The 26,063-nt window shown below is 68.5% G+C and carries 18 protein-coding genes; 12 read left to right on the top strand and 6 right to left on the bottom strand.

Annotated features, from left to right (window positions below; all coding sequences use genetic code 11):
• Nucleotides 1–38: 38 nt before the first annotated feature.
• From OZ403_RS35605 to OZ403_RS35590, 4 genes are all read left to right on the top strand, one after another.
• A complete protein-coding gene (locus OZ403_RS35605; RefSeq protein ID WP_268782844.1) occupies nucleotides 39–908 on the top strand; it encodes a 2-oxo acid dehydrogenase subunit E2 in 870 nt (289 codons plus the stop codon).
• 30 nt (nucleotides 909–938) lie between these two features.
• Nucleotides 939–1,166, top strand: a complete 228-nt coding sequence (locus OZ403_RS35600) for a hypothetical protein (protein WP_140795646.1) — start codon at nucleotides 939–941, stop codon at nucleotides 1,164–1,166.
• 79 nt (nucleotides 1,167–1,245) lie between these two features.
• Nucleotides 1,246–1,593, top strand: a complete 348-nt coding sequence (locus OZ403_RS35595; RefSeq protein ID WP_140795645.1) for a TipAS antibiotic-recognition domain-containing protein — start codon at nucleotides 1,246–1,248, stop codon at nucleotides 1,591–1,593.
• 99 nt (nucleotides 1,594–1,692) lie between these two features.
• Complete coding sequence (locus OZ403_RS35590) at nucleotides 1,693–1,998, top strand: cyclic-phosphate processing receiver domain-containing protein (RefSeq protein ID WP_268782843.1); 306 nt, start codon at nucleotides 1,693–1,695, stop codon at nucleotides 1,996–1,998.
• 28 nt (nucleotides 1,999–2,026) lie between these two features.
• Here the strand turns inward: OZ403_RS35590 and OZ403_RS35585 are convergent, their stop codons facing one another.
• The 4 genes from OZ403_RS35585 to OZ403_RS35570 form a co-directional block, all read right to left on the bottom strand.
• A complete protein-coding gene (locus OZ403_RS35585) occupies nucleotides 2,027–2,803 on the bottom strand; it encodes a bZIP transcription factor (RefSeq protein ID WP_268782842.1) in 777 nt (258 codons plus the stop codon).
• Between the two features lie 778 nt (nucleotides 2,804–3,581).
• Nucleotides 3,582–4,178 (bottom strand): hypothetical protein, encoded by a 597-nt coding sequence (locus OZ403_RS35580; RefSeq protein ID WP_268782840.1) that lies wholly within the window; start codon nucleotides 4,176–4,178, stop codon nucleotides 3,582–3,584.
• 31 nt (nucleotides 4,179–4,209) lie between these two features.
• Nucleotides 4,210–4,908: a TonB-dependent receptor domain-containing protein gene (locus tag OZ403_RS35575; protein ID WP_268782839.1), complete on the bottom strand. Its 699-nt coding sequence runs from the start codon at nucleotides 4,906–4,908 to the stop codon at nucleotides 4,210–4,212.
• Complete coding sequence (locus OZ403_RS35570) at nucleotides 4,872–5,891, bottom strand: carboxypeptidase-like regulatory domain-containing protein (protein WP_268782838.1); 1,020 nt, start codon at nucleotides 5,889–5,891, stop codon at nucleotides 4,872–4,874. Before OZ403_RS35570 ends, OZ403_RS35575 begins: the two co-directional genes overlap by 37 nt.
• Nucleotides 5,892–6,011: 120 nt before the next feature.
• Between OZ403_RS35570 and OZ403_RS35565 the strand changes: the two genes are divergently transcribed.
• The 3 genes from OZ403_RS35565 (at nucleotide 6,012) to OZ403_RS35555 (ending at nucleotide 16,637) form a co-directional block, all read left to right on the top strand.
• Nucleotides 6,012–6,896 carry a hypothetical protein gene (locus tag OZ403_RS35565; protein ID WP_140857499.1) on the top strand — a complete coding sequence of 295 codons (885 nt, stop codon included), beginning with the start codon at nucleotides 6,012–6,014 and terminating at the stop codon, nucleotides 6,894–6,896.
• A gap of 199 nt (nucleotides 6,897–7,095) precedes the next feature.
• Entirely contained in the window at nucleotides 7,096–14,532 is a 7,437-nt protein-coding gene (locus OZ403_RS35560; protein ID WP_140800184.1) for a HAMP domain-containing protein, read from the top strand.
• Nucleotides 14,533–14,654: 122 nt separating this feature from the next.
• Nucleotides 14,655–16,637: a hybrid sensor histidine kinase/response regulator gene (locus OZ403_RS35555; RefSeq protein ID WP_174258980.1), complete on the top strand. Its 1,983-nt coding sequence runs from the start codon at nucleotides 14,655–14,657 to the stop codon at nucleotides 16,635–16,637.
• Between the two features lie 100 nt (nucleotides 16,638–16,737).
• Here OZ403_RS35555 and OZ403_RS35550 read toward each other — a convergent pair whose 3' ends face one another.
• Nucleotides 16,738–17,910, bottom strand: coding sequence for an ankyrin repeat domain-containing protein (locus tag OZ403_RS35550; protein WP_268782837.1), 1,173 nt, complete (start codon nucleotides 17,908–17,910; stop codon nucleotides 16,738–16,740).
• A gap of 168 nt (nucleotides 17,911–18,078) precedes the next feature.
• Here OZ403_RS35550 and OZ403_RS35545 point away from each other — a divergent pair, with 168 nt between their 5' ends.
• The 4 genes from OZ403_RS35545 (at nucleotide 18,079) to OZ403_RS35530 (ending at nucleotide 23,806) form a co-directional block, all read left to right on the top strand.
• A complete protein-coding gene (locus tag OZ403_RS35545) occupies nucleotides 18,079–18,579 on the top strand; it encodes a sigma-70 family RNA polymerase sigma factor (protein ID WP_174258979.1) in 501 nt (166 codons plus the stop codon).
• Nucleotides 18,576–19,289, top strand: a complete 714-nt coding sequence (locus OZ403_RS35540; RefSeq protein WP_140877658.1) for a hypothetical protein — start codon at nucleotides 18,576–18,578, stop codon at nucleotides 19,287–19,289. Before OZ403_RS35545 ends, OZ403_RS35540 begins: the two co-directional genes overlap by 4 nt.
• A complete protein-coding gene (locus tag OZ403_RS35535) occupies nucleotides 19,286–20,812 on the top strand; it encodes a caspase family protein (protein WP_140795636.1) in 1,527 nt (508 codons plus the stop codon). The genes OZ403_RS35540 and OZ403_RS35535 overlap by 4 nt, the downstream gene beginning before the upstream one ends.
• 2,088 nt (nucleotides 20,813–22,900) lie before the next feature.
• Nucleotides 22,901–23,806, top strand: coding sequence for an NADP-dependent oxidoreductase (locus OZ403_RS35530; RefSeq protein WP_140795634.1), 906 nt, complete (start codon nucleotides 22,901–22,903; stop codon nucleotides 23,804–23,806).
• A gap of 3 nt (nucleotides 23,807–23,809) precedes the next feature.
• Here the strand turns inward: OZ403_RS35530 and yedA are convergent, their stop codons facing one another.
• Nucleotides 23,810–24,793: a drug/metabolite exporter YedA gene (gene yedA, locus OZ403_RS35525; RefSeq protein WP_140800179.1), complete on the bottom strand. Its 984-nt coding sequence runs from the start codon at nucleotides 24,791–24,793 to the stop codon at nucleotides 23,810–23,812.
• Between the two features lie 234 nt (nucleotides 24,794–25,027).
• On the opposite strand from yedA, the gene hrcA reads away from it, so the two are divergent.
• Complete coding sequence (gene hrcA, locus OZ403_RS35520) at nucleotides 25,028–26,059, top strand: heat-inducible transcriptional repressor HrcA (protein WP_140795632.1); 1,032 nt, start codon at nucleotides 25,028–25,030, stop codon at nucleotides 26,057–26,059.
• Nucleotides 26,060–26,063: the final 4 nt, after the last annotated feature.

Here is a 26,063-nt window from a genome sequence, read left to right as displayed (position 1 = left end):
GCAGGGGACCGGGCTCCGTGCGAAGGCGGACGCTGCCCGTGCACCTCGACCTACAGCCCGCACCGCCGGCCGGTGCCTTCCGCAAGCTCGCCCTGGGGACATGGCGTTCGCCGGGAGACCCCAGCGCCTATGCGGCGGTAGAGGTGCGCATGGAGCGAGCGGTGGCCTTCCTTGAAGCCTTCCGCGCCCGGACGGGACAGCGCCTCACGGTGACGCACCTGGTGGCCAAGGCCGCCGCGGATGCGCTGCGCCGCCATCCCGAAGCGAATGTCCTGATGCGCTGGAATCGCCCCTGGCGGCGCAAGGAGGTCGGCGTCTGCGTGTTGGTGGTGCAGCCCGCGGAGACGGGGCGCGCGGACCTGACGACGGCCACGGTGCATCGCGCGGACTCGCTGTCACTGGGTGCGTTCGCGGAGACGATGGCCTCGCGCATCGCAGCGGTCCGAGCGCGCCGGGATGCCGTCATCGAACGTGGCAAGCGGCGCTCCTCGCTCATCCCTGGCTTCCTGATGGGATTGGCGCTGCGGATGTTGTCCTTCGTCTGGTTCACGTTGAACGTGGACCTGCGCTGGGTGGGCATGCCGTGGGACCCGTTCGGCTCGGTGGCGGTGACGAGTCTGGGCTCGTTGGGGCTGGAGCGGGGCTATGTGGCCCTGGTGCCGTACACGCGCGTGCCCCTCCTGCTGGCGCCGGGCGCGGTGCGGACGGAGCCCGTGGTGGATGCGGGCGCGCTGGTGCCTGGGCAGGTGATGACGCTCACTTGCACCTGGGACGCCCGGCTCATCGGCATGGAGGACGCCGCGCGTGTCTTGCGCGACATCGGCGCCGCGCTGGAGGACCCGGAGGGGACGTGGGGCTCGGCTTCGCCAGACGGGTGCGGGGCTGCGAGCGGTGCGGAGGTGGAGTAGCATCGGGCCGCTGCTTCGAAAGGGGCCTTCATGTCCGTGGATACGAACCGCCGTGTCATTGCTTCGCGCCCCGTGGGGCGCACGCTCGGTGGGCAGGACCGCTTCGAGAAGGAGGCGCTGGAAGGGCCCGCGGAGGGCGGCCTCGCGCTGGCGCGGCGGCAGCGGATGGCGGGTGGGACGCTGCGGGCTGGGGAGGAGAGCCCGTTCGCCGCGAAGCTGCGGAAGCTCGCGGGCGGCGCTGCGGATGACGAGCGTTGAATCCGCTTGAGCCTCACGCCGCGTGAGGCCGTACCCATCTCATCACGCCACACTGCCGTGGCGGGATGAGGTGTGAAGCATGTTCGAGAAGCACTACACGCCGGAGCAACTCCAGCAGTTGAAGGCCCACCGCGAGGCCCTGGGCGAGGAGGCCATCCGCCAGGTCGAGGCCGAGTGGCCCCAGCTCATCGCCCGCGTCCGCGCGGAGATGGACCAGGGCACGGACCCCACGAGCGAGCCGGTGCGCTCGCTGGCCATGCGCTGGCGGGAGCTGCTGAAGGCGTTCACGGGAGGCGACCCTGGCATCGAAGGGGCGCTGAATGCGACGCATCAGCAGGAGCCCGAGGTCGCGGCGAAGCACGGGTTGGACCCCGCGCTCTTCGCTTACATCGGCAAGGCAATGGCCAGTCTGGAGGGGCAGGCGTAGCCGTGGTGAGGCAGCCTGCTTCGTCGTCGTTGGATTCAGTCACGGCGCTCCAGTCGCGTCCCTGGGGCGCTGTGTCACCGAACGCGAGGCGTGGATGCCATGAAGGTCTATCTGGATGACGAACGGGCCACTCCCGACGGCTGGGTGCGTGTGTGGTGGCCCGAAGAAGCGATTTCGCTGCTGAAGTCCGGGCAGGTGACGGAGCTGAGCCTGGACCACGACTTGGGCGACGACGCGCATGGCACCGGATATGACGTCTTGCTGTGGCTGGAAGAGGCCGTGGCGACCCGTGGCTTCGTGCCGCCACGGGTCCAGGTGCATTCGGCGAACAGCTCCGCGCGACAGAAGATGACGCTGGCCATCGCCCGCATCGAGCGCTTCGTCCAGGAAGGGCAGGGTGGTTGAGCTCGTCCCCAGGTGAAGGGGCGGGGCTTCAGCGCCTGCGGCTGGGATAGGCCCGAATCTGCGTGGCGTAGGTGTCACCATCCGCGATGTAGTTGAAGGCGGCCTGCACGGGCGTGCCCTCGGAGAGTTGCTGCGGTGAGACGCGCTTGCCGTTGGCGCTGATGCGGGTGGTGTTGGTCACGAACAGGTTGAAGGCTTCTCCGGACTCCGCGTCGCGGACCACGACGCGGTCCTTTCCGACGGAGGCCACCCGCCCTTGCATGACGACGCTGGCCAGCACCGTGGTCCCCGTGTCCGCGTCAGACGCCGTGGCCTGCGTCCCCGAGCCGCCCGTCCCCGTGCCCTCGCGCCGCAAGGTGTTCACCTCGGCTTCGAGCCGCTGGACCTGGTCGCGAAGCCGCGCGACCTCTTGCTCGAGGTTCTCGGGCCGCGCGCCGCTGGCTGCCTGAGTCTCCGCTGCGCCGTCGCTGACCGCGCCGCCCGTGGTCGCGCCAGCCGGTGTTTCACTGCCACCTGTCGAACTGCCCGGGCCCGTCGCAGAGGGCTGGGGTCCCATCGTGTTGCTGCCGGCAGCGCCACCCGTCGCGGAGCCGGTCGTCATGCCGCTGCCGCCGGTCGCCGTACCGCCGACATCGGAGCTGGAGCCTGTCGACACGCCGCTGCCGCCGGTCGCCGTACCGCCGACATCGGAGCTGGAGCCTGTCGACACGCCGCTGCCGCCGGTCGCCGTACCGCTAACGCCGGAGTTCGCGCCTGCCGTGTTCGTGCTTCCGCTGGTCGTGCCCGTTCCACCGGTGCCACTCATGCCCGACCCACCTGTGCCGGTCGTGCTCGTGGAAGGAACGTACATTCCAGTTCCCCAGGTGCCGTCGGCGGCGTTCGCGGATGTGTCAGGTTGTCCGCTGCCGCCAATACCCGGTTGTGGGGTGGACCCGCGTGTCGCGCCCGCCGGTGGCGCGGCAACGGGCTCCGCGCCGGTGTTGGTCTCAATCGTGTCCATCGAGTTTCTTCCCGAGTCGCCGGGAGCCAGTTGCGGCGGAGGCGAAAGGTTGCCTGGTTCATAGGCGCCCTGTGGCTGGACGACGCCCGGCGTTCCGCCAGACGCCGTGCCTCCGGCCGAGCCACCGCCTGTTGACTGGGCGAGCCCGGCCGACGACGTGAGGAGGCTGAAGGTCAGGGCGGCATGGGTGATGGCGCGTCGCATGGTCGGTTCCTTTCCCTTTTCCTTGAAAAGGTGTGGTCCGGGGGCGAGGCGGCAAGCGCGGGAACAGGCGAACAGCCAGGAGGATGGCCGCATGTAGGGAGCGTTGGCGTCAGGAAGCCACTGAAGAGCCCACCCTCTAGGACGCTCCCGCCCTGGGGCATGACGGCCCGGGAACATCGAAAACGTTCATAGGCATGGCCCTGTTGCATGAGCAGCCTCCTGGTCTGCTGTATCAGCAGCGCGTAGAGCGCTGACCGTTCCCGGGTGCTGGGAGCGACTCCAGAGCTTGTTGTTCGGAACTGTCGGGGGTTTTCGCCGGCGCCAAATGTCCCGACATTTCCGAACAGCAGCCGGCCCCCCCGGCCGGAGGCGGTCTGCCTCAGAAGGCGTAGCGAACCCCGAGGCGGAGTTGCCGTGGCGCCTGGTACTGCAAGGGCAGCAACGTCTCCTCACGGAGGACAGCTTGGGCATTGAGCACATTGAACGCGTCGATGCTCAGCGTCACCAAGTGCTGGTCGGCAGTACCGTAGCGAGCGCTCAGCTGAGCATCGATGGTGTGGACCCAGGGCGTCCGCGTGCTGTCCGCTTCGCGCGGTGTTCCAGCCGCGCCCAGGTATGCGAGGCCCGCGTTGAGCGTGAGCTTCCGCGTGAGCGTGAACTCCTTGGATGCAAAGGCCTTGAAGACATGGGGCCGGTCCGCTCCGAGCAACCGCGATTGTGACAGCGGCCGTCCACCTTCGGCGCCGAAGGGACCTGTGTAGTTCCATTGAAGCCGAGACCATGTGTAACGGAGCTGGGCCTGCCAGCCGTCCCAGAAGCTGCGGCCCAACTCCACCGAGACGGCGTCGTAGGTGCGCGTTGCCTTCGGCAAGCTGGCCGCAGGGCCCGCGCCGGGATTGACGATGAGGAACCCGCCCGCACCGTCCTCCGCAATGGTCGCGAGCGCATCATCTAGGCGGCGGCGCGTATAGGTCACACCTGCCTTCGCGAACAGGGAGAGCTCATGCTCAGCGCCCGCGACGAATTCGGAAGACGACGTCGGCGCGAGCCGCGAAGCGATGCGCACGTTCGGCGTGAGCAACCCCAGGGGGGACCATCCCCTGATACTTCGCGGCGTGCGCGAACAGCTTCATCCGGCCGTTCCCACCGGGGTCGAAGACGAGCCCGACTCGCGGTGAGAGCTGGTGATGCGTCATGTTTCCACGCTCGTCCGCATCGAGGAACTGCGCGTCGTAGCGAAGGCCTCCATTCAGCGTGAGCCGGTCGTTCAAGGTCCATCGGTCTTGCACGAACCCGCTCAAGAGGCTGCTGGTGATGCCGGCGGCCTGCGATGGGCCTTGGACCACGTGTTCGAGCTCCAGGCCTGTTGCCAGCACATGGTGTCCCAGGCCCTTCAGCGAATAGGAGGCCTGCGTCTTCGCCTGGAATCGGTCCGTGTCGACGCCCGCAGGGCCAACAGGCGAGAGCCGGGTGACATCGTGGCCCAGCCAGCTCGCCTTGGCATCGAGCGTGACGCGTCCGTCGAGGACCATGGCGTTGTAGGCGAGCACGGTCATGACCGTGTCGCTGTCCACCTCCCACGGAGCCTGCGCGCCATCCATCCCCCGCATCAACGCGGGCGCGGTGACGACCGTCAGCGACGTCCAATGTCTGTGGTTGATGGCATACGTCAGCCTGGCCAGTGCTTGGAGGTTGCGCTGGTCCATGAAACCGGCATCCTGTTCGACACGGCTGAGCGCGGGGACGATGCCCGCGAAGAACCAGAGCTGGTCCTTGCGCAGCGACCGCCCAGTGTCCCGCCGAAGTCCCCCAGGTGACGGAGCGCGCCGTTCGAGGAGACGGCGGGGCGGGGGCCTGTCGCGGGGCTCGATGCTCCTTCCATCGCGCCCGGTGCCCAGTTCGCGAAGACCTCACCATGCAGCTCATTGGAGATGACCACTGGCTTCAGGTCGATGATACCGCCCGTGGTACGTCCGTACTCCGGCATGTATCCGCCGGTGAGCACGCTGATGTCGCTGACCAGTTCCTGGCTCAGCGGGAGCAGGTTGCGGCCCGTGGTCGGATCGCGAGTCGAAAGCCCATCCAGCAGGTATTCGTTTTCAAAGGGAGTGGCACCGCTGAAGGACCGTCCGTCCACGCTGTCCACCGTGCCGGGCACCCACTCCGCGAGGCTGTCCGAGGTGCGCATGGCGCCAGCCCACTTCGTTGGGCGGCTGACCGGAACGCGCGAGACGTCTTCTCGCCACTGGATGAACCGAAGTGTCGAGCTGCCCGTGTCGACAGTCGGGCCTCCGCAGAACAATCCAACGGCCTCTCCTGGCTCCGTCGGCTGGAGCTCGACGTTGATGCGTAAGGCGCGCCTTTCACTGACGGAGAGGGGGAGGGAGTAGGGCTCGAACAGCTCGCGCTCGAAGCGGAGTGTGTAGTCGCCCGGGGGCAGGTCGGGAATCCGATACCTTCCGTCGGACTGGGTCACAGCGATGCGCTCACCGCCCTGTGCGGACAGGCTCGCCGTCACGACGACCTCCGCGACGGGCTGCCGTGACTGGGCATCGATGACCGTGCCCAGAATGGCACTCCGTGGATTCTCCGCGGCGCCGGCCGTCAGCAACGCTGCCAGGGCGACTCCCACGATTCGCAGTGCCTTCTCCCCCACCATGCGGGCGTTGTCTCCCCTCCAGAACAGCATGGCACGGCCACCCTTCGGCCCCGTTCTGTGCTGTCGTGGGGAAACGAACTGGGACGTGGCGCCGGGCCGCTGTTGACACAACCCCCGGCAAGGTCAGGAACGCCGCCGCGAGGAGCCGCCGTGAGTGGACGCGAGAGTCCGGTGACAGGAGGCAAGGCGGCGCGCGCTTCCGCGAAGGAGGCTCGCCTGCGCCGAGCCGGCCCATGGCCGCTCACCGTGGCCACCGCCGCCGCGCTCGGGTTGCTCGTCTACGTCGCCACCACCAGCCTGCCCTACCTCATCTCCGCGCCCACCTCGGATCCGCACTTCGGCGCGCTGAACCACTGTCTCGCCCGTCTCCTGCAACGCCCCCTGTTGGGCTGGGCCGTCTCGCCGGATGCCTCGCGCGCCGCCGTCTACGGCGCCCAGGCCATGGCGGTCTGCACCCTGCCGGAGGGCTCCCAGCGGTTCCCCCTGGCGGGCGTACGCGCCGTCACCTTCGACCGGGAGAATCGCCTCTGGTGGTCGCAGGCCGGACAGCTCTGGCGCGACGACGGGGCCGAGCCCATGCGCATGGGCGACTTCTCCCCAGTATCGCTCGTCAGCCACGGGGGCGGGGTGCTGGCGCTCGATGCGGAGGGGCAGCTCGTCTCGGTGGCGCCTGACGGAGCGGTGCTGGGACAGGTGCCGGTATCCGGGGCGGAAGCACGGCTGTCCGTGGGAGCGGAGGGCACCTTCGCCGCCGTGCTCGACGAGGCCTCGCTCCGCTTCTACGAAGCACGAACCCTCACGCCACTCCCCGTGGAGTTGCCGTGTGAAGTAGCGGGTTTGTGGTGGCTCGAGCGCCCCGAGCGCGTCCTGATCGCTTGCGCTCAGGGGGACGAGCAGGCTTTCGCGATGGATCTCCGGACCACCCGGTACGAGCCGGTGCAGCGCCCGCCAGGGGAGCCCGCTCGGAGGCTCCTCGGACGGCCCCTCTATGTGCACGGCTGCGACGGATTTCCGTGCACGGCCCCTGCCCCCTGAGATGTTGGTAGGAGGTGCGGCGCCGGGTGTCTTTCACGGGCGGTCCGGGCCTCTGAACCACTGCGTTCATTGGTGAACGTTCAGCGTTCCGCGGGGCCTGCATTGAATCGACAAGCCCGCGAACTCCCTGGAGATTCGCCCCAGCCCGGGCGCCGCTCAGCGCAGCCAGCAGCGTTCATCCCGATCAGAGGTTTCTCGCGTGGACGACACCAAGGTTCCCCAGTCTTCTTCCAACGGCCGTAAGCGTGCCTCCGCACGCAAGCCTTCGGGGAACGGCACTTCCCGCCCGGAGGCGCCCACCCGCGAGGTGGCCCCCTCCGAGCGCCCCGCGGTCAACCGCTTGCGCGGTGACCGAGGACGAACCCGCACCACCTCGCCAGCGGACCTCGAAGTGGCGGCACCGAAGCCCGCCCGCCGCAACGGCCGGGGCCGTGGCGCTCGCGCGTCCACTCCGCGTGGCCAGGGGCGCGGCGGCCATCCGCTGCAGCCCCTGCTCGCCGCGCTTCGTTCGGTGCACGGGGGGGACTTCTCCGTGCGGCTCCCTGGCGGCGGCGCCGACCCGGTGATGGAGGAGATCGCCAGCGCCTTCAACGCCGTGGTGTCGCTCAACGCCACCCTGACGCAGGAAGTGGTCCGCGTGGAGCGCGTGGTCGGCCGCGAGGGCCGCATGGGCGAGCGCGTGTCGCTGGGCGACGTGCGCGGCGACTGGGCCCACAGCATCAACTCCATCAACTCGCTCATCGGCGACCTGGTGCAGCCCACCACGGAGGTGGCGCGCGTGCTGGTGGCCGTGGCGCAGGGCGACCTCACCCAGAAAATGGCGCTGGAGATTGATGGCCAGCCCGTCAAGGGCGAGTTCCTCCGCATCGGCACCACCGTCAACGCGATGCTGGACCAGCTCAACTCGTTCGCCGCCGAGGTGACGCGCGTGGCGCGCGAGGTGGGCAGCGACGGCAAGCTGGGCGGTCAGGCCGAAGTGCGCGGCGTGTCCGGCGTGTGGAAGGACCTCACGGACAACGTGAACCTGATGGCCAACAACCTCACGGCCCAGGTGCGAAACATCGCCGAGGTGTCCACTGCGGTGGCCAACGGCGACCTGTCCAAGAAAATCACCGTGGACGCGCGCGGCGAGGTCTTCGAGCTCAAGAGCACCATCAACACCATGGTGGACCAGCTCAACGGCTTCGCCTCCGAAGTGACGCGCGTGGCGCGTGAAGTCGGCACCGAAGGGAAGCTGGGCGGTCAGGCCGCGGTGCCCGGCGTGTCCGGCACCTGGAAGGACCTCACGGACAACGTGAACTTCATGGCCTCCAACCTCACCACGCAGGTGCGAGGCATCGTGAAGGTGGTGACGGCCGTCGCCAACGGCGACCTCACCCAGAAGCTGATGGTGCCGTCGCAGGGTGAGATTGCCGCGCTGGGCGCCACGCTCAACGCGATGACGGACACCCTCAACGTGTTCGCGCAGCAGGTGACCAGCGTCGCGCGCACGGTGGGCGTGGAAGGCAAGCTGGGCGCCCAGGCCCAGGTGCCCGGCGCCGCCGGGACGTGGAAGGACCTCACGGACAACGTGAACCTGATGGCCAGCAACCTCACGGCCCAGGTGCGCAACATCGGCGAGGTGACGACGGCCGTCGCCAAGGGCGACCTGTCCAAGAAAATCACCGTCGACGTGCGCGGCGAGGTGCTGGAACTCAAGGACACCATCAACACCATGGTGGACCAGCTCCGCGCCTTCGCCTCCGAGGTGACGCGCGTGGCCCGCGAGGTGGGCACCGACGGCAAGCTGGGCGGCCAGGCCGACGTGAAGGGCGTGGGCGGCGTGTGGAAGGACCTCACGGACAACGTGAACTACATGGCCTCCAACCTCACCACGCAGGTGCGCAACATCGCGCTGGTGACGACGTCGGTGGCCAATGGCGACCTGTCCAAGAAGATTACCGTCGATGCGCGCGGCGAAATCCTGGAGTTGAAGAACACCATCAACACGATGGTGGATCAGCTCAACAGCTTCGCCTCGGAAGTGACGCGCGTGGCGCGCGAGGTCGGCACCCACGGCAAGCTGGGGGGCCAGGCCGAGGTGCGCGGTGTGTCCGGCACCTGGAAGGACCTCACGGACAACGTGAACGTCATGGCCGTGAACCTCACCACCCAGGTGCGCGGCATCGCCAAGGTGGTGACGGCGGTGGCCAACGGTGACCTCACCCAGCGCCTGAAGATGGAGGCCAAGGGCGAGGTGGCCGAGCTGGCCGACACCATCAACGCGATGACGCAGACGCTGTCCATCTTCGCGCAGCAGGTGACGGACGTGGCGCGCACGGTGGGCGTGGAAGGCAAGCTGGGCGCTCAGGCGGTGGTGCCGGGCGTGGCGGGCACGTGGAAGGACCTCACCAACAACGTGAACCTGCTCGCCAACAACCTCACCGACCAGGTCCGCAACATCGCCGAAGTCACCACGGCTGTCGCCAAGGGTGACCTGTCTCGCAAGATTACCGTCGACGCCAAGGGCGAGGTGCTGGAGCTCAAGAGCACCATCAACACCATGGTGGACCAGCTCAACAGCTTCGCCGCCGAGGTGACGCGCGTCGCGAAGGAAGTCGGCACCGAAGGGAAGCTGGGTGGTCAAGCCGAAGTGCGCGGCGTGTCCGGCGTGTGGAAGGACCTCACGGACAACGTGAACTTCATGGCCGTCAACCTCACCACGCAGGTGCGCGGCATCGTGCGCGTGGTGACGGCGGTGGCCAACGGCGACCTGAACCAGAAGCTGACGATGGATGCCAAGGGCGAGATTGCCGCGCTCGCGGACACCATCAACGCGATGACGCAGACGCTGTCCATCTTCGCGCAGCAGGTGACGGACGTGGCGCGCACGGTGGGCGTGGAAGGAAAGCTGGGCGCCCAGGCGGAGGTGCCGGGCGTGGCGGGCACGTGGAAGGACCTCACCAACAACGTGAACCTGCTCGCCAACAACCTCACGGCGCAGGTGCGCAACATCGCCGAAGTCACCACGGCGGTCGCCAATGGTGACCTGTCCAAGAAAATCACGGTCGACGCCAAGGGCGAGGTGCTGGAGCTCAAGAGCACCATCAACACCATGGTGGACCAGCTGCGCGCCTTCGCCGCGGAGGTGACGCGCGTCGCGAAGGAAGTCGGCACCGAGGGCAAGCTGGGCGGTCAGGCCGACGTGAAGGACCTGTCCGGCGTGTGGAAGGACCTCACGGACAACGTGAACGTCCTGGCCGGCAACCTCACGGACCAGGTGCGAAACATCGCCAAGGTGACCACGGCGGTGGCCAACGGCGACCTGTCACAGAAAATCACCGTCTCCGTGAAGGGCGAGGTGCTGGAGCTGAAGAACACCATCAACACGATGGTGGACCAGCTCCGTGCCTTCGCCTCCGAGGTGACACGCGTCGCGAAGGAAGTCGGCACCGAGGGCAAGCTGGGTGGTCAGGCCGCGGTGCCCGGCGTCGCCGGCACCTGGAAGGACCTCACGGACAACGTGAACGTCCTGGCCGGCAACCTCACGGACCAGGTGCGAAACATCGCCAAGGTGACCACGGCGGTGGCCAACGGCGACCTGTCGCAGAAAATCTCCGTGGAGGCCCGGGGCGAAATCCTGGAGCTCAAGAGCACCATCAACACCATGGTGGACCAGCTGCGCGCCTTCGCCGCCGAGGTGACGCGCGTCGCGAAGGAAGTGGGGACGGACGGCAAGCTGGGCGGTCAGGCCGCGGTGCCCGGCGTCGCCGGCACGTGGAAGGACCTCACGGACAACGTGAACAGCATGGCCTCCAACCTCACCGCGCAGGTGCGCAACATCGCGCTGGTGACCACGGCGGTGGCCAATGGTGATTTGTCCAAGAAGATTACCGTCGACGCCAAGGGCGAAATCCTGGAGCTGAAGGACACCATCAACATCATGGTGGACCAGCTCAACAGCTTCTCCGCGGAGGTGACGCGCGTCGCTCGCGAGGTCGGCACCGAGGGCAAGCTGGGCGGTCAGGCCGAGGTGCGCGGCGTGTCCGGCGTGTGGAAGGACCTCACGGACAACGTGAACTTCATGGCCCGCAACCTCACCACGCAGGTGCGCGGCATCGTCAAGGTCGTGACGGCCGTCGCCAACGGTGACTTGAAGCAGAAGCTGGTCGTGGAGGCGAAGGGCGAGGTCGCCGCGCTGGCGGAGACCATCAACAACATGACGGACACGCTGGGCACCTTCGCCGAGCAGGTGTCCACGGTGGCCCGCGAGGTGGGCGTCGAAGGGAAGCTGGGCGGCCAGGCCCGCGTGCCCGGTGTGGCGGGGACGTGGAAGGACCTCACGGACAACGTGAACTTCATGGCCTCCAACCTCACCACGCAGGTGCGCGGCATCGTCAAGGTCGTGACGGCCGTCGCCAACGGCGACCTGACGCAGAAGCTGGCCGTGGAGGCGAAGGGCGAGGTCGCCGCGCTGGCGGAGACCATCAACAACATGACGGACACGCTGGGCACCTTCGCCGACCAGGTGACGACGGTGGCCCGCGAGGTGGGTATCGAAGGAAAGCTGGGCGGCCAGGCCCGCGTGCCGGGGGCGCGCGGCACGTGGCGGCAGCTGACCGACAACGTGAACCAGTTGGCTGGCACGTTGACGAGCCAGCTGCGCGCCATCTCCGACGTGGCCACCGCGGTGACGAAGGGTGACCTCACGCGCAGCATCACCGTCGTGGCCGAGGGCGAGGTCGCCGCGCTGAAGGACAACATCAACCAGATGATCGTCAACCTGCGTGAGACGACGCAGAAGAACCAGGAGCAGGACTGGCTCAAGACGAACCTGGCGAAGTTCAGCGGCATGATGCAGGGCCAGAAGAGCCTGGACGCCGTCAGCCGCCTCATCATGAGCGAGCTGACGCCGCTGGTCTCCGCGCACCACGGCGCCTTCTTCCTGGTGGACGGCGCCGAGGCCGGCACGCCGCTGCTCAAGCTCACCAGCACCTACGCGTACCGGGAGCGCAAGCACATCGCCAACCGGTTCCGCTTCGGTGAGGGCCTGGTCGGCCAGTGCGCCCTGGAGCGGAAGACCATCCTGCTCACCCATGTGCCGGAGGACTACATCACCATCTCCTCCGGGCTGGGCGAGGCCGCGCCGCTCAACATCATCGTCCTGCCCGTCCTCTTCGAGGGCGAGGTGAAGGCCGTCATCGAGCTGGCCTCCTTCCACGCGTTCAGCGCCATCCACCAAATCTTCCTGGATCAGCTCACGGAGACCATTGGCGTGGTGCTGAACATGATCATCGCCAACATGCGCACGGAGCAGCTGCTGCTCCAGTCGCAGGACCTGACGCAGGAGCTCCAAAGCCAGTCCAAGGAGCTGACGCAGCAGCAGGATGCCCTCAAGCGCAGCAACATCGAGCTGGAGGAGAAGGCGACGCTGCTGGAGGAGCAGAACCGCCGCGTCGAGGAGAAGAACAACGAGGTGGAGCGCGCCCGCGTCAGCCTGGAGGAGAAGGCCGAACAGCTCACCGTCATCTCCAAGTACAAGAGCGAGTTCCTGGCCAACATGAGCCACGAACTGCGCACGCCGCTCAACTCGCTGCTCATCCTGGCCAAGCTGCTGTCGGACAACAAGGACGGCAACCTCAGCACCAAGCAGGTGGAGTACGCGAACACCATCTACGCCTCCGGCGGAGACCTGCTCAGCCTCATCAACGAAATCCTCGACCTGTCCAAGGTGGAGGCCGGGAAGATGCAGGTGGAGCCGCGGGACATCGTCCTCACCGAGCTCAACCAGTTCATCGAGCGCAGCTTCCTCCCTGTCGCGGAGCAGAAGGGCCTGTCCTTCACCGTGGAGGTGGGGCCCGGCGCGCCGCGCCACATCCGCACCGACCCGCAGCGGCTCCAGCAGGTGCTGAAGAACCTGCTGTCCAACGCCTTCAAGTTCACCGACGAGGGCAGCGTCCAGCTGAAGGTGAAGCTGGCCGAGCCGGGCACGCACTTCGACCACGAGATTCTGCGGCGCTCGCGGTACGTGCTCGGCTTCGCGGTGACGGACACGGGCATCGGCATCGCGCGGGACAAGCAGCGCCTCATCTTCGAGGCGTTCCAGCAGGCGGACGGCTCCACCGCGCGCAAGTACGGCGGCACGGGCCTGGGCCTGTCCATCAGCCGCGAAATCGCCAAGCTGTTGGGCGGCGAAATCCAGGTGACCAGCGAGCCCGGCCGCGGCAGCACCTTCACCCTCTACCTGCCGCCCGAGTACATCAGTCCGGAGGAGGACGGCCTGCCGTCCATGCCGTCCTCGTTCGAGACCCCGCCCCGGCTTCCGCCGCCTCCGACGCCGGAGTTGCCGCGCGCGGAGACGCCTCCCGCGCCGCCGGTGGCGGACAGTGGCCACGTGCTGGACGCGGCGCTGCCGCCGCCCATCGAGTCGCTGCTGACGCCCGTCGCCGTGGAGGATGACCGCGACCACATCCGCGAAGGGGACCGCGTCCTGCTGCTCATCGAGGACGACGTGAAGTTCGCCCGCATCATGGTGCAGATGGCGCGGGAGAAGGGCTTCAAGGCCCTGGTCGCCACGCGCGGCGACACCGGCCTGTCCATGGCCAACGAGTTCCAGCCGCACGCCATCACCCTGGACATCCAGCTCCCTGTGGTGGACGGCTGGAGCGTGCTGGACCGGCTCAAGCGCAACCCGCGCACGCGCCACATCCCCGTTCACGTCATCAGCGTCATGGACAAGAACCAGGGCAACTCGCAGGGCGCCTTCGGTTATCTCACCAAGCCCGTCAGCAAGGAGGGCCTGGAGCGGGTGTTCAACCAGCTGGCCAGCTTCCTGGAGCGCAAGGAGCGCCGGCTGCTGCTGGTGGAGGACGACGACGTCCAGCGCGACAGCCTGGTGAAGCTGCTCAGCGAAGGCGGCGATGTCGAGGTGACGGCCGTGGCCACCGGCGAGGAGGTGCTCCAGAACCTGGAGACGGGCGAGTTCGACTGCGTCGTCATCGACCTGATGCTGCCCGACACCGACGGCATCCGGCTGGTGGAGGAGGTCAAGACGCAGAACCGCTTCCGTGACTTGCCCATCGTCATCTACACCGGCAAGGAGCTGACGCCCAAGGACGAAGCCCGGCTGCGCCGCTACACCGGCAGTGTCATCCTCAAGAGCGGGACGAAGAGTCCGGAGCAACTGCTCAGCGACACGGCGCTGTTTCTCCACCGGTTGGACCAGAACCTGCCGCCTCGCGCCCGCGCCGCCCTGGCTCAGCGCAACGAGAAGGACACGGAGCTGTCCGCCAAGAAGGTCCTGGTGGTGGATGACGACATGCGCAACATCTTCGCGCTCACCAGCGTGCTGGAGAACCACGGCATGCAGGTGGTGTTCGCGGAGAACGGGCGCGCGGCCATCGAGATGCTCGAACAGCACCGCGACGTCGACATCGTCCTCATGGACGTGATGATGCCGGAGATGGACGGCTATGAGACCATGCGGGCCATCCGCAAGGACCTCAAGTACTCCAGCCTCCCCATCATCGCGGTGACGGCCAAGGCGCTGAAGGACGACCGGGAGAAGTGCATGGCGGCCGGCGCAAGCGACTACCTGCCCAAGCCGGTGGACACCGACAAGCTTCTGGAGCTCATCCGTCTGTGGGTGACGGCTTGATTCGCTGAGTGATGGTTACCGTACGGCGCCTCTCTTCCGGGCTTGGGTCCGGTCGAGGGGACGCCTAGCCTCTTCCACCTTGAGAACAGGTGGGACCGGGGCAGATTCATCCGCCGACTTCAATGACGCCTAGCGAACACATCTCCGCGGACCGCAACCAGGAAGGGCCTTCCCAGCCCCGAGCGAGCATCCTGATGGTGGACGACCATCCGTCCAACCTGCTCGCGCTCGAGGCCATTCTCGAACCGCTCGGGCAGGAGTTGGTGAAGGCCACCAGCGGTGAGGAGGCCCTCAAGTTCCTGCTTCAGCGCGACTTCGCCGTCATCCTGATGGACGTGCAGATGCCGGGGCTGGACGGCTTCCAGACGGCCACGCTCATCAAGCAGCGCGAGCGCACGCGCACCATCCCCATCATCTTCCTCACCGCGCTCAGCCGCGACGCGGCCCACGTCTTCAAGGGCTACGCGCACGGCGCGGTGGACTACCTGCTCAAGCCCTTCGACCCGGAAATCCTCCGCTCCAAGGTCAGCGTCTTCGTGGACCTGTTCCTCAAGGAGCAGCAGATTCAGCGGCAGGCGGTGCTCCTCCGGCAGCGCGAGCGCGAGGCGCTGGAGCGGCAGAGCGAGCTGCGTCACCTGCGGCTCACGGAGTCCTTACCGGAGGTGATGTGGGCGGCGCGCTCGGACGGCAGCTTCACCTACGCCAACCGCGCCGCGCGGGACTACACCGGCATCCAGGCGGACCAGCCGCTTTCACTCAACACCTTCCTGGAGTTCGTCCATCCGGCGGACCGCGAGGCCATGCGCGCCGCGTGGGGGCAGGCCATCCGCATGGGACAGCGCGTGGAGCGCGAGTTCCGCCTGCGCCGCTTCGACGGCGTGTACCGCTGGCACCTGGCGCGCGCGGTGCCGGAGCGGGACGAGAATGGCCTGCTGGCCGGCTGGATTGCCGTGGCCACGGACATTGACGACAAGCGCCGGGCGGAGGAGGCGCTGGGGCGCTTCAAGGCGACGCTGGACGCGACGCTGGACTGCGTCCTCATGTTCTCCCCGGACTCGCTGACGCTCACCTACGCCAACGCGGGCGCGGCCAAGCAACTGGCCGCCAGCGCCGATGAGCTGGTGGGCCTGTCGGTGCTGGAGGTGGAGAGCGCCTTCGACGAGGCCGGCTTCCGCAAGCTGCTGGCGCCGCTGGTGAGTGGCACGTTGCCCAGCCAGACGTACTCCACCAGCCACCGCCGGCGGGATGGCTCGGAGGTGCCGGTGGAGGTGGTGCTCCAGTACGTGGCGGCGGACGGCGGCCCCGGGCGCTTCATCTCCGTGGCGCGCGACATCACCGAGCGGCAGCGGGCGGAGACGGCGCTGCGGCTGGCCAGCGAGGCGAAGGACTCCTTCCTCGCGGCGGCCAGCCACGAGCTGCGCACGCCGCTGGCCGCGGCCAAGGGCCACGCGCACCTGGCGCTGCTGAAGCTGGGTGGTGAGACGGAGGCCGGGCCGGGCAAGTCGCTCAAAATCATCAACCGGCAAATCGACCGGATGGCCAAGCTGGTGGAGGACCTGCTGGACATCAGCCGGCTCCAGGCGGGGCGCCTGTCGCTGGAGCTGGAGCGGTTCGACCTGAGCCATCTGGTGCACGAGACGCGGGACCGCATGGCGGTGCTGTCGCAAGGCCATGAAATCCACGTCGAGGCGTCGGAACAGCTCGAGGGGACGTGGGACCGGGGCCGGCTGGACCAGGTGCTCACGAACCTTCTGTCCAATGCGCTGCGCTACTCGCCGGAGGGCGGGCCCGTGTGGGTGCGGGTGCAGGGTGAGCGCGACGAGGGCGTCCACCTGTCGGTGACGGACACCGGCGTGGGCATCCCCAAGGAGAAGCAGGCGCTCATCTTCGAGCGCTTCGGCCGCGCGCACGGCAGCAAGTACGGCGGTCTGGGCCTGGGGCTCACCATCAGCCAGGGCATCGTGGAGCAGCACGGCGGCCGCATCTGGGTGGAGTCCCCGGGCGTGGCGGGCGGAGGTTCTACGTTTCACGTCTGGCTGCCGCGCGAGACGGAGGCGCCTTCCGTCGCCGTGCCCACGGAAGCGGCGACGCGCTCCACGAACTGAGCGCGTCCCTGGCGAAGTCCCGGCGTCCGTCCAGTGGGTGGACGCCGGTGGCGGGATGCCGGCGCCTTTCGCGCTCAGGGCTCGGCTGGAGGCGCGAGCTTCAGCTCAGCCGCTCCGCCAACTGGGTGTGTCCTTGCTGGCGGGCGCGGTCCGCCGCGCTCTCTCCGGCCGCGTTGCGCAGCCGCGCATCGGCCCCTGCCGCCAGCAGCAGCTCGATGACCTCGCCATGCCCGTTGCGTGCCGCGGTGTGCAGCGGCGTGTTGCCGCCCTCGTCCGCCAGGTCTGGGTTCGCTCCCCGCTCAAGCAGCGCGGAGACGCTCGCGCTCAGTCCCCTCCAGGCGGCGAGGAACAGCGCCGTGGCGCCGCTGTCGTCCCGTGGGTTGACGTCCTGCTCGGGCCGAAGCTGGAGGATGCTCTGCACCGCGTCGTTGCGCTTCATCGCGGCGTAGTGCAGCAGGTTCTGCGCGTCGGGCTCCGTGGGCTGCGTCGTGTCGATGCCTCGCTTCAGCATGGCCACGAGCACCTCCACGGGCTGGCCCAGGCCAATCGCCATGGCCGCGGGCGAGACGAGGAGCGTCGCCGGCTTCTTGCCCAGGTCGACGCGCTCGTCCAGCGGCGCCCCCGCGGCGATCAGCGCCAGGACGAACTCCGCTGGCAACTTGTGGAGAAGTGCCTTCGCCAGCGCGGACTCACCTTGCTCGTCGCGAGCCGCCGCGTCGGCGCCGTGCGCGAGCAGCAGCGTCACGGCGTCGGTCGCCATCGCTTCGGCCTCGCCCGGCTGATGGTTCCCCGTCTTGCGCTCACGATAGAAGTGGACGAGCGAGTGCAAGGGCCTGCCCGTCTTGAACGGGGCGTTGGCGTCGGCCCCCGCCTTCAGCAGCGCTTCCGCGATGCCCAGGTGGTGCGTCTTCAGTGCGAAGAAGAGCGGGGAGAACCCGCCATCCTTCGTGTTGCCATTCGGCGTGGCACCGCGCTCCAGCAGCAGTCGCGCCGCATGGATGGCGTTCGGAAACGTGCCCTGGAGGCAGACCTGGTGCAGCGCCGTCCAACCTGTCTCCTCGTCGCTGTCCTCGCCTTGCACCGCGTTCACGTCGGCGCCCGCGTCCAGCAGGGCCCGGAGGACTTCCACATCCGCGGTGCCCGCACGCGAGGCCGCCGCGCTGAGCGGTGGACGTCCGAATTCGTCGCGGAGGGCGGGGCCCGCGGTGGCGGCGAGGGTGCGGACCGCGGCGGTATCGCCGCGGGCAATGGCTTCGAACAAGGCTTGGGACACGGCGATTTCCTGCGGAGCGTGAGTGGAGAAGGGCTGAAGCACCGGCGAATGGCCGCGGAGCTTGGTGGGCGCCACCCGCGCTTCCAGACGAAGGGGACGGCCGCGTTTTTTCTAGGGGGATGTTCCCACGCTGGCACGGTCGCGTGTCCAATGGAGCGTGGAGAGAAAATGGCCCGGGGACTAGGCGCCTCGGAGCTCGCCGACCTCTATGAAAAGTACGCGCCCACCGTCCACGGGAGGGCAAGGACCCTGCTTGGCCGCGATTCGGATGCCTGGGACGCCGTGCAGGAGGTCTTCTGCCGGCTCCTCCAGGCGGGTGGGGCGTTTCGCGCGGAGGCACGCCCCATGACCTACATCTTCCGGGTCACCACCCATGTTTGCCTCAACATGCTGCGGAGCCGGGCGTTGAAGGACGTCCCCGCCCAGGCACCCTCCGAAGCGGAGGAGGCGGGCGCGGACCCGCAGGAAGTGGAGGCGCGCAACCTGCTGCGGGTGCTGGCTCGCGAGCTGGATGACCGGGCCCTCCAGATTGCGACGCTCCACTTCGTGGACGCGCTCACCCAGGAGGAAATCGTGGAGGTGGTGGGCCTGTCGCGCAAGACGGTGGGGCGCGAACTGGAGAAGGTTCGGGCTCGCGCGCGGGAGCTCGCGCTGGAGCCTCGACCATGAGCGGGCACCTGTCGAGGCTCGCGCTGGATGAGCTGGTCGTGGGCGACGCGGCTCCGCCGCCGCATCTCGCCGCGTGCGAGCAGTGCCAGGCACGGCTGGCGCGGCTGCGCGAGGCGGCGGGCGCGGCGCGTGAGGCGCCTGAGTTCGCGTGGACGCGGACGCGGGTGCTGGCACAGCGTGCCGCACCTGCGCGTGGGTTCCTCGGGACGTGGCGGTGGGCGGTTCCACTGGCCCTGGCCTTGGGGCTGGCGTCGGTGGTGGTGCTGCGGGAGCCGCCGGAAGGCGTCCGCGTCAAGGGCGGTCCTTTCGTCTCGGTGGTGAGGCAGGCGGACGGCGCCGTGGATGCGCCGCTGTCGCCCGGAGACGTGGTGACGCTCTCGCTGAAGACGGCGCCCTACCGGTATGCGTTGGTGTTCGCCACGGATGCGGCGGGCAAGGTGTCGCTCCTATGGCCCTCGCGGGGCATGCAGTCGGGAGACCCGGCCGCGCTGGTGATGCCGCCGACCTTCATCGTCACGCCCGGAGACTTCGTGCTGGATGCCTTCTTCTCGGATGCCCCGCTGCCGGCCGAACCGGGCCGGGCGGCCCTGGCGATTCGCGCCGCCGCCTGCGCGGCGCGGAAGCAGTCCTTGGACTGCCAGCCCCCCGCGCCATTGGAAGGCGCGGCACACCACTACCGTCTCGCCGTCCCCGTGAACGCCAGCCCATGATGCTGCTCTCGCTGCTGACCGCCGCGCTGCTGTCCCAGGCTCCCGCCGGAGAAGCACCGCCCCCCAGGCGCTATGCGCTCCTCATCGGCGCCAACCGGGGGTTGGCCTCGGACGAGCCCCTGCGCTTCGCCGATGCGGACGCGCGCCGCATGTTCACCCTGTTCCGAGACGCGGGCGGGCTCCACCCGGAGGATGCCCAGGTCGTCCTGGGCGCGGATGCGAACCGTGTGAAGGCGGCCCTGGGGACGCTGCGCGAACGCATGGCGCGCGATGCCACGCCGGGCGACCAGTTGCTCGTCTACGTGTCGAGCCACGCGGATGGCGAGGCGCTGCACCTCTCCGGAACGCGCTTGCCCGTGAAGGACCTGGTGGCGTTCATGGAAGCATCACCGGTGAGCGTGGCGGTGATGTTCATCGACTCGTGCCGCTCCGGCGCGGCCACCCGCATCAAGGGACTGGAGCCGGTGGAGGAGCGGTTGGTGCAGTGGTCCGCGCCCGCCATCAAGGGGCGCGTCATCGTCACGTCATCGAGCGCGGACGAGGCCTCGCAGGAGGCCGACGACCTTCAGGGCTCCTTCTTCACGCACCACCTGCTGGCGGGACTTCGGGGCGCGGGTGACCTCAACCGGGATGGGCGTGTCACGCTCCAGGAGTCCTATGCCTACGCGTACGGGAGGACGGTGGAGTCCACGCTGCTGACCCGCGCGGGCACCCAGCACCCGAACTTCCACTTCGACTTGAAGGGGCAGGGCGAGCTGGTGCTCACCGAACCCGTGCTCGCGCCCAGCCGCTTGCTCATCACCGTGCCCGAGCCGGGCGAGTGGGTGGTGGCCTCGGAGCAGGACGGCGTGGTGATGGGCGTCTTCTCCAAGGGGAGTGGCCCGGTGATGCTGGCCCTGCCGCCGGGGAGCTACCGCCTGCGCTCGCGGCGGGACGCCTCGTGGCTGGAGCTGCGCGTCGCGGTGCCGGAGAAGGGGCATGTGCTGGTGGATGAGCCGCTGCTCCGCAAGGGGGCGCTGGTCGTCATGAAGGAAAAGGGCTCCAGCGGATGGCGAGGCGCGGTGCACCTGGGTGGCTCCTTCGCGACGCGGACGGCCAGCCACTTCGGTCCGGGCATGGGGGGGCAGCTCCAGGCCTTGTTCAACGCGCCCCTCCGCCCGGGCCTTCTCGACGTGGTGTGGGGCACGGCCGCCGGACGCGCCAGCACGTCCGTGATGAGCCGAGGTCTCCGTCAGACGGAGTGGTCACTGCGGCTGGGCACGGGGCGCAGGTTCCATGGCCGGTGGGGTGCTTTGGTGCTCGGCCCGGAGCTGGGCGCTCTCTTCGTCCTGCAGGATGAGTCGGGTGCATCCAGGTCGGGGACGGCGCCGTACGGTGGCGTGAGCGCTTCGGTGTGGATTGGCGTCGAACGAATGTCCCTGGTCGTCACCGGCTCGGTGGGTGGGGCCGTGATGCCGCTGCCCCAGGGAGCGGAGCTGACGCCGCTCGCGAGCGCTGGTGTCGGGCTGGGATGGAACTTCTGAAGCTCCAGGTTCCCATGCGTCCAGGCTCGCGTGTCCAAAGGGCGCACGACACCGCATGCCTTGGAGCCCTGATGCCTCGCTCTCTCTCCTTGCCCTCCGCGCGTTCCTCCCTCCTCATCGCCACGCTGTCCCTGCTCGGCTGTGGTGACCTTTCCGACGGGACTCCACCGAATCACTCCCCTGGTGATTCCATGCGGCTGGAGATCAACAACGCGCGGGGAATGGAGCACGTCAACGGAAGCCTCCTCGTGACGGTGCAGATGCAAGGGGGGCAACCCGAAACGGTGGAGCTCTTCCTGGATGGCGCACTGCTGGCCACCCTGCTGCCGCCTTTCGAATTCACGTGGGACACGACGGACAAACCCGAGGGCATCTATCAACTCCAGGCTCGAACCCAATGGAAGGGCCACACCCTCATGAGCCCGAAGCACCCCGTGTCGGTGGACCGCACGGGGCCCGTCGTGGTGGAGGCATCTCCCCAGTCGACGGATTTGTTCCCCAGTCATGCATCGACCCTGCAGGTGAAGTTCTCGGAGCCCGTCCGGTTCGCCCGCGACGAAGATGTGACGGCCAGCGTCCGGGTCAATGACCGGGAACTGACGCCCCGCATGTCCTTGGCCCACAGTGGCTTGCTCGTGTTCGCGCCAATCGGCGTTCCCGACCTGCTGCCAGCGGAGGGCTCGGCTTCGCTGCCCCTGGGAAACATCACGGACCTGGCTGGGAACCCCGCGCAATTCAACCCGGAAAAGGGGCCGCGTTACTCCTGGACCTGGAGCGTCCCCCTTTTCATGAGAGACCCCATGTACCTGTCGACCTGGTCTCCAGGGTTGGGATACACGCCACTCTCGGTCGTAGGCCGGCCGGCGTTGGCCGTGGGGCCGGACGGGGATGCGGTACTCGCGCTGGCCGACGTCTCCGGCCAGGGGCAGCACGATGGGGCCAGGCTTGGGACGCACATCGTCGTGGGACGCCAGCAGCAACGCCATTGGCAGCAGGTCGGGGAGCCGGTCGTCGTGCCGGGCGCGTCCGAGGCGGCAGGTGTCTCTGACCCCCTGCTCGCGTTGGGCTCGGATGGCCACCCCGTGATTGCGTTCCAGCACCACGAATCCGCGCATGCCAGTCCGGCGCTCCACGTCTTCCAGTGGGTGCCACCCACCTGGCAGCCCCTGGGGGGACGCCTGAACGCGCCTGAAGCGGCGGAGTTGTCTGGCGCCAGCCTCGTCGTGGACAGCGAAGGTCGTCCGGTCGTGGCTTGGAGCGCCGCTGACGGCATTCGCGTGCAGCGTTGGGAAGCCGACCAGTGGCGGCCATTGGGAGCGGTGCAGCGGGTGGGGATGGGCCCGGAAGCCACCGTGTCGACAGAGGCTCCTGCGTTGAGTGTGGATGGTTCGGGGGGCGTCTTCCTTGCTTGGGCGGAAGCAGAGTCCTCGGAAGTCGGAGCGGGACTGTACGTCCGACACTGGAACGGCTCCGGCTGGGTGGCGGTGGGAGGCCGGCTCATCCACGAAGGCCTGGATGCCTTGAATCATCAGGTCTCCGAACCCGCGCTGGCCACGACGCCCGATGGACGGCCCGTGGCGGTCTGGGCGGAGCTGGATGCCCGTGCCTACCATCAGAAGGTGGTGGTCGCTCAATGGTCTGGTGCGGCCTGGGACCGCCGTGTCGTGACGTCCGCGGAGCATTCGTTCCAGAGGCAAGGACGCCGTTGCCCGTCAGTCGCGGTGGATGCCGAGGGACGCGCGCTGGTGACGTTCATCGGTGGTGACTCGACGCAGGGTACCTACGTCTCCTGGTACGCTCGGGGAGCGCTGTCGACGGACCTGGCCTCGAGGTCAGGCCACCAGACGTATTCGACCCTGGCGTTGGATGTGGCGGGCCAGCCGGTGATAGCGGTGTCTTACAGTGGTTCGTTGAGCATCTACCGTCCGAACCAATGCTCGATTTTCCATCCTGAAGCTCGCCTGCCCCGGACCCGCCGGCCGCCCTTCCAGCAAGGGGGAGGTAGGGACGGGCAGGCGCCGCAGTGGGCGGCCTCCATGAGTGATTACCCTTCGCGCGACGTCAGCTCTTTCGCGTTGGGAGGCCCGCATGAAAGCCGTGGTGCTCAAGTCCTATGGAGACGTGGATGCGCTCGCCATTCAAGACATGCCCGAGCCGAAGGTGGGGCCGGGCGAGGTGAAGGTCCGCGTCACCGCCGCGGGCATCAACCCCGTGGACTGGAAGATTCGCCGCGGGGACATGAAGGCGATGATGCCCGTGCAGTTCCCCACCATCCTCGGGCGGGACGTGGCCGGTGAGGTCATGGAGGTGGGCCCGGGCGTCAACGACTTCAAGCCAGGCGACCGCGTCATGGGTGTGGTGAACGCGGGCTACGCGGAGAAGGTCGTCGCGCCCGTGGAGTCCTGGGCGAAGGTCCCTGAGTCCATGGACCTGAAGGACGCCGCCGCGCTCCCTCTGGTCACGCTCACTGGTGTGCAACTGATGGAAGAGGCGGTGAACCCCAAGAAGGGGGACACGGTGCTCGTCATCGGCGCGCTGGGGGCGGTGGGCCGCGCCGCCGTCTTCGCGGCGAAAGCCCGGGGCGCGAAGGTGCTGGCCGGCGTGCGCGCCAACCAGAAGGCGGAGGCGCAGAAGCTGGGCGTGGACGGCGTCTTCGCGCTCGACGTCGCGGACGAGTTCGCGAAGCTGCCCATGCTGGACGCGGTGGCGGACACCGTGGGCGGCAAGGTGGTGGCCAGCGTGCTGGAGAAGGTGAAGCCCGGCGGCACCCTCGGCAGCGTCCTGGGTGAGCCTCCCGAGGCCAAGGGGCGGCAAATCACCGTGCGCGCCATCTTCACGCACCCGGACTCGCGCCGCCTGACGCAACTGGGGCAGGCCGTCGCCAAGGGCGACCTGGTCATCCCCGTCAGCAAGCGCTTCCCGCTGGAGCAGGTGAAGGAAGCGCAGAAGCTGGCGGAGCAGAGCGGCGTGGGCAAGGTGCTGCTCGTCAACTGAGCGTCACTTCTTGCGCGTCAGCAACACGACCGCGCCCAGGATGGCGCCCATGGCCAGCCAGGCCGTGGGCGTCATCGTCTCGCCCGCCAGGAGGCCGCCCAGGAACACCGCCAGCACCGGGTTGACGTAGGCGTAGCTGGTGGCCAGCGACGGGCGCGCGTTGCGCAGCAGGTAGCCATAGGCGCTGTAGCCCACCAGCGAGCCGAAGATGACGAGGTAGAAGAACGCGAGCACCGCCTTGGGCGTGGGCATGGCCGTGGGGCGCTCCCCAATCAGCAGGCCGAATCCCAGCATGATGACGCCACCGCACAGCATCTGCGCCGCGGTGGACATCAGTCCCTGCGGCATGGGCAGCCGGCGGCTCCACACCGAGCCCAGCGCCCAGCTCATGGGCGACACCAGCAACGCCAGCGTCGGCAGCAGGCCGCCGCCCATGTCGCTACCCAGGTTGAGCAGGACGATGCCGCCGAAACCGACGGCCAGTCCCCAGCGCTCCGCGCGCCCCGGCCACTGGCCGAAGAGTCCCCCGAAGAGCGCTGTCCACAAGGGCAGGCTGCCCACCACCAGCGCGGCCACGCCCGACGGCACCGACTGCTGCGCGAAGACGAGCCCCCCGTTGCCCACGCCCAGCAGCAACAGGCCCACCAGCGCGCTGGCGCCCCACTGACGGGCCGTGGGCACGGGCGCCCCGCGCAGCCACAGCACCGCGAAGAGCGGGGCGCCGGCGAGCACGAAGCGCACTCCTGACATCTGGAACGGCGGCATGCCGCCTTCCAGCGCCCACCGGATGGCCAGATAGGTGGAGCCCCAAATAACGTATAGAGACAGGAGGCTGGCGATGAGCCACCCGCGCTGGGCGCCTCCGGGAAGGACGTCTCCAGAGGGCAGGCTGACGGGGGCTGGCTGTGAGACGGGGAGGGACGCGGCACGCGAGGCGGGCACGGCGCGGCTTGTATCGCCGGCGAATTTCGCCGGCCATGTGGGCATTGCCACACGTCACAGCCGGGCCCTTTCCGGGGAAGTACAGTGACGGGCAGCGCGCTCGTGCGTCGGGGCGGCCGTCCGGCTGGCTGGAATGTTCGCGTCGGGAATGTCGCGCCGGGTTGCCCGTAGGGACAGGGCGGCTCCCGGATTGAATGCCCGGGGCCGCTTCCTTAGACTTTCCCATGGAGCCAGGGCGGAGATGCCGCCGCACCGGTGGCTCCGGAGTGAGCGCCAGGGATGTCCGAAGAGCTGGGTGAACGTGAGAAGGAAGTCCTCCGGGCGGTCGTCCAGGAGTACATCTCCACGGGCGGGCCGGTTGGCAGTCAGCAGCTCACCCGCAGGTCGGGGTTCGAGGTGTCCTCCGCCACCATGCGCAACGTGCTGGCGGACCTGGAGGAGCTGGGCTTCTTGGAGAAGCCCCACACCTCCGCCGGGCGTGTTCCCACCGACCAGGGCTACCGCTTCTACGTGGACACGCTGGTGAAGCTGAAGGACCCGACGCCGCGTGACAGGGAGCTCATCCACGCGGGGCTCGCGCACGAGGCCGACCTGGCGGAGATGCTGGGCGAGGCCAGCCGCATCCTCCATTCGCTGACGCGCCACGCGGGCGTGGTGGTGGCGCCGCGGCCGGAGTCGGCGGTGTTCCGGCGCATCGAGTTCGTCCGGCTGCGCGAGGACCGGGTGCTCGCCATCCTGGTGGGGCAGAGCGGCCAGGTGCACAACAAGGCGATTACCGTGGAGTTCCCCATCACCTCTGACGAACTGCTCAAGGCGAGCAACTACCTGTCGGAGCTGCTGCGGGAGGTGCCGCTGGAGTCGGCGCGCGAGCGCATCCGCGCGGAGATGGACCAGGAGCAGGCGCTCTACAACGCGCTGACGGCCAAGGCGCTGAAGCTGGGCGCGGCGGCCACGGACCTGGCGTCCACGGAGCGGGTGCTCATCCAGGGCACGGGTTCCTTCTTCGAGCAGCCGGAGTTCGCGGACGTGGAGCGCATGCGCGCGCTCTTCAGGGCCTTGGATGAGAAGCACAAGCTGCTGTCGCTGCTGGACCGGGTGCAGGTGGCCAACGAGATGCAGATTTTCATCGGCGCGGAGAGCGACTTCTCCGCGGCCGGCGACGTCACCGTCATCGCCAGCCCCTACGGCAACCAGGAGCAGGTGCTGGGCACGGTGGGCGTCATCGGCCCCACGCGCATGGACTACCGGCGCGTGATTCCGCTGGTGAACTTCACCGCGCAGGTGCTGTCGCGCGTGCTGGAGAAGGTGTAGCGGG

The sequence above is a fragment of the Myxococcus sp. NMCA1 genome, assembly GCF_026810205.1.
Taxonomy (GTDB): domain Bacteria; phylum Myxococcota; class Myxococcia; order Myxococcales; family Myxococcaceae; genus Myxococcus; species Myxococcus xanthus_A.
This window is presented reverse-complemented; position numbering and strand designations above follow the sequence as displayed.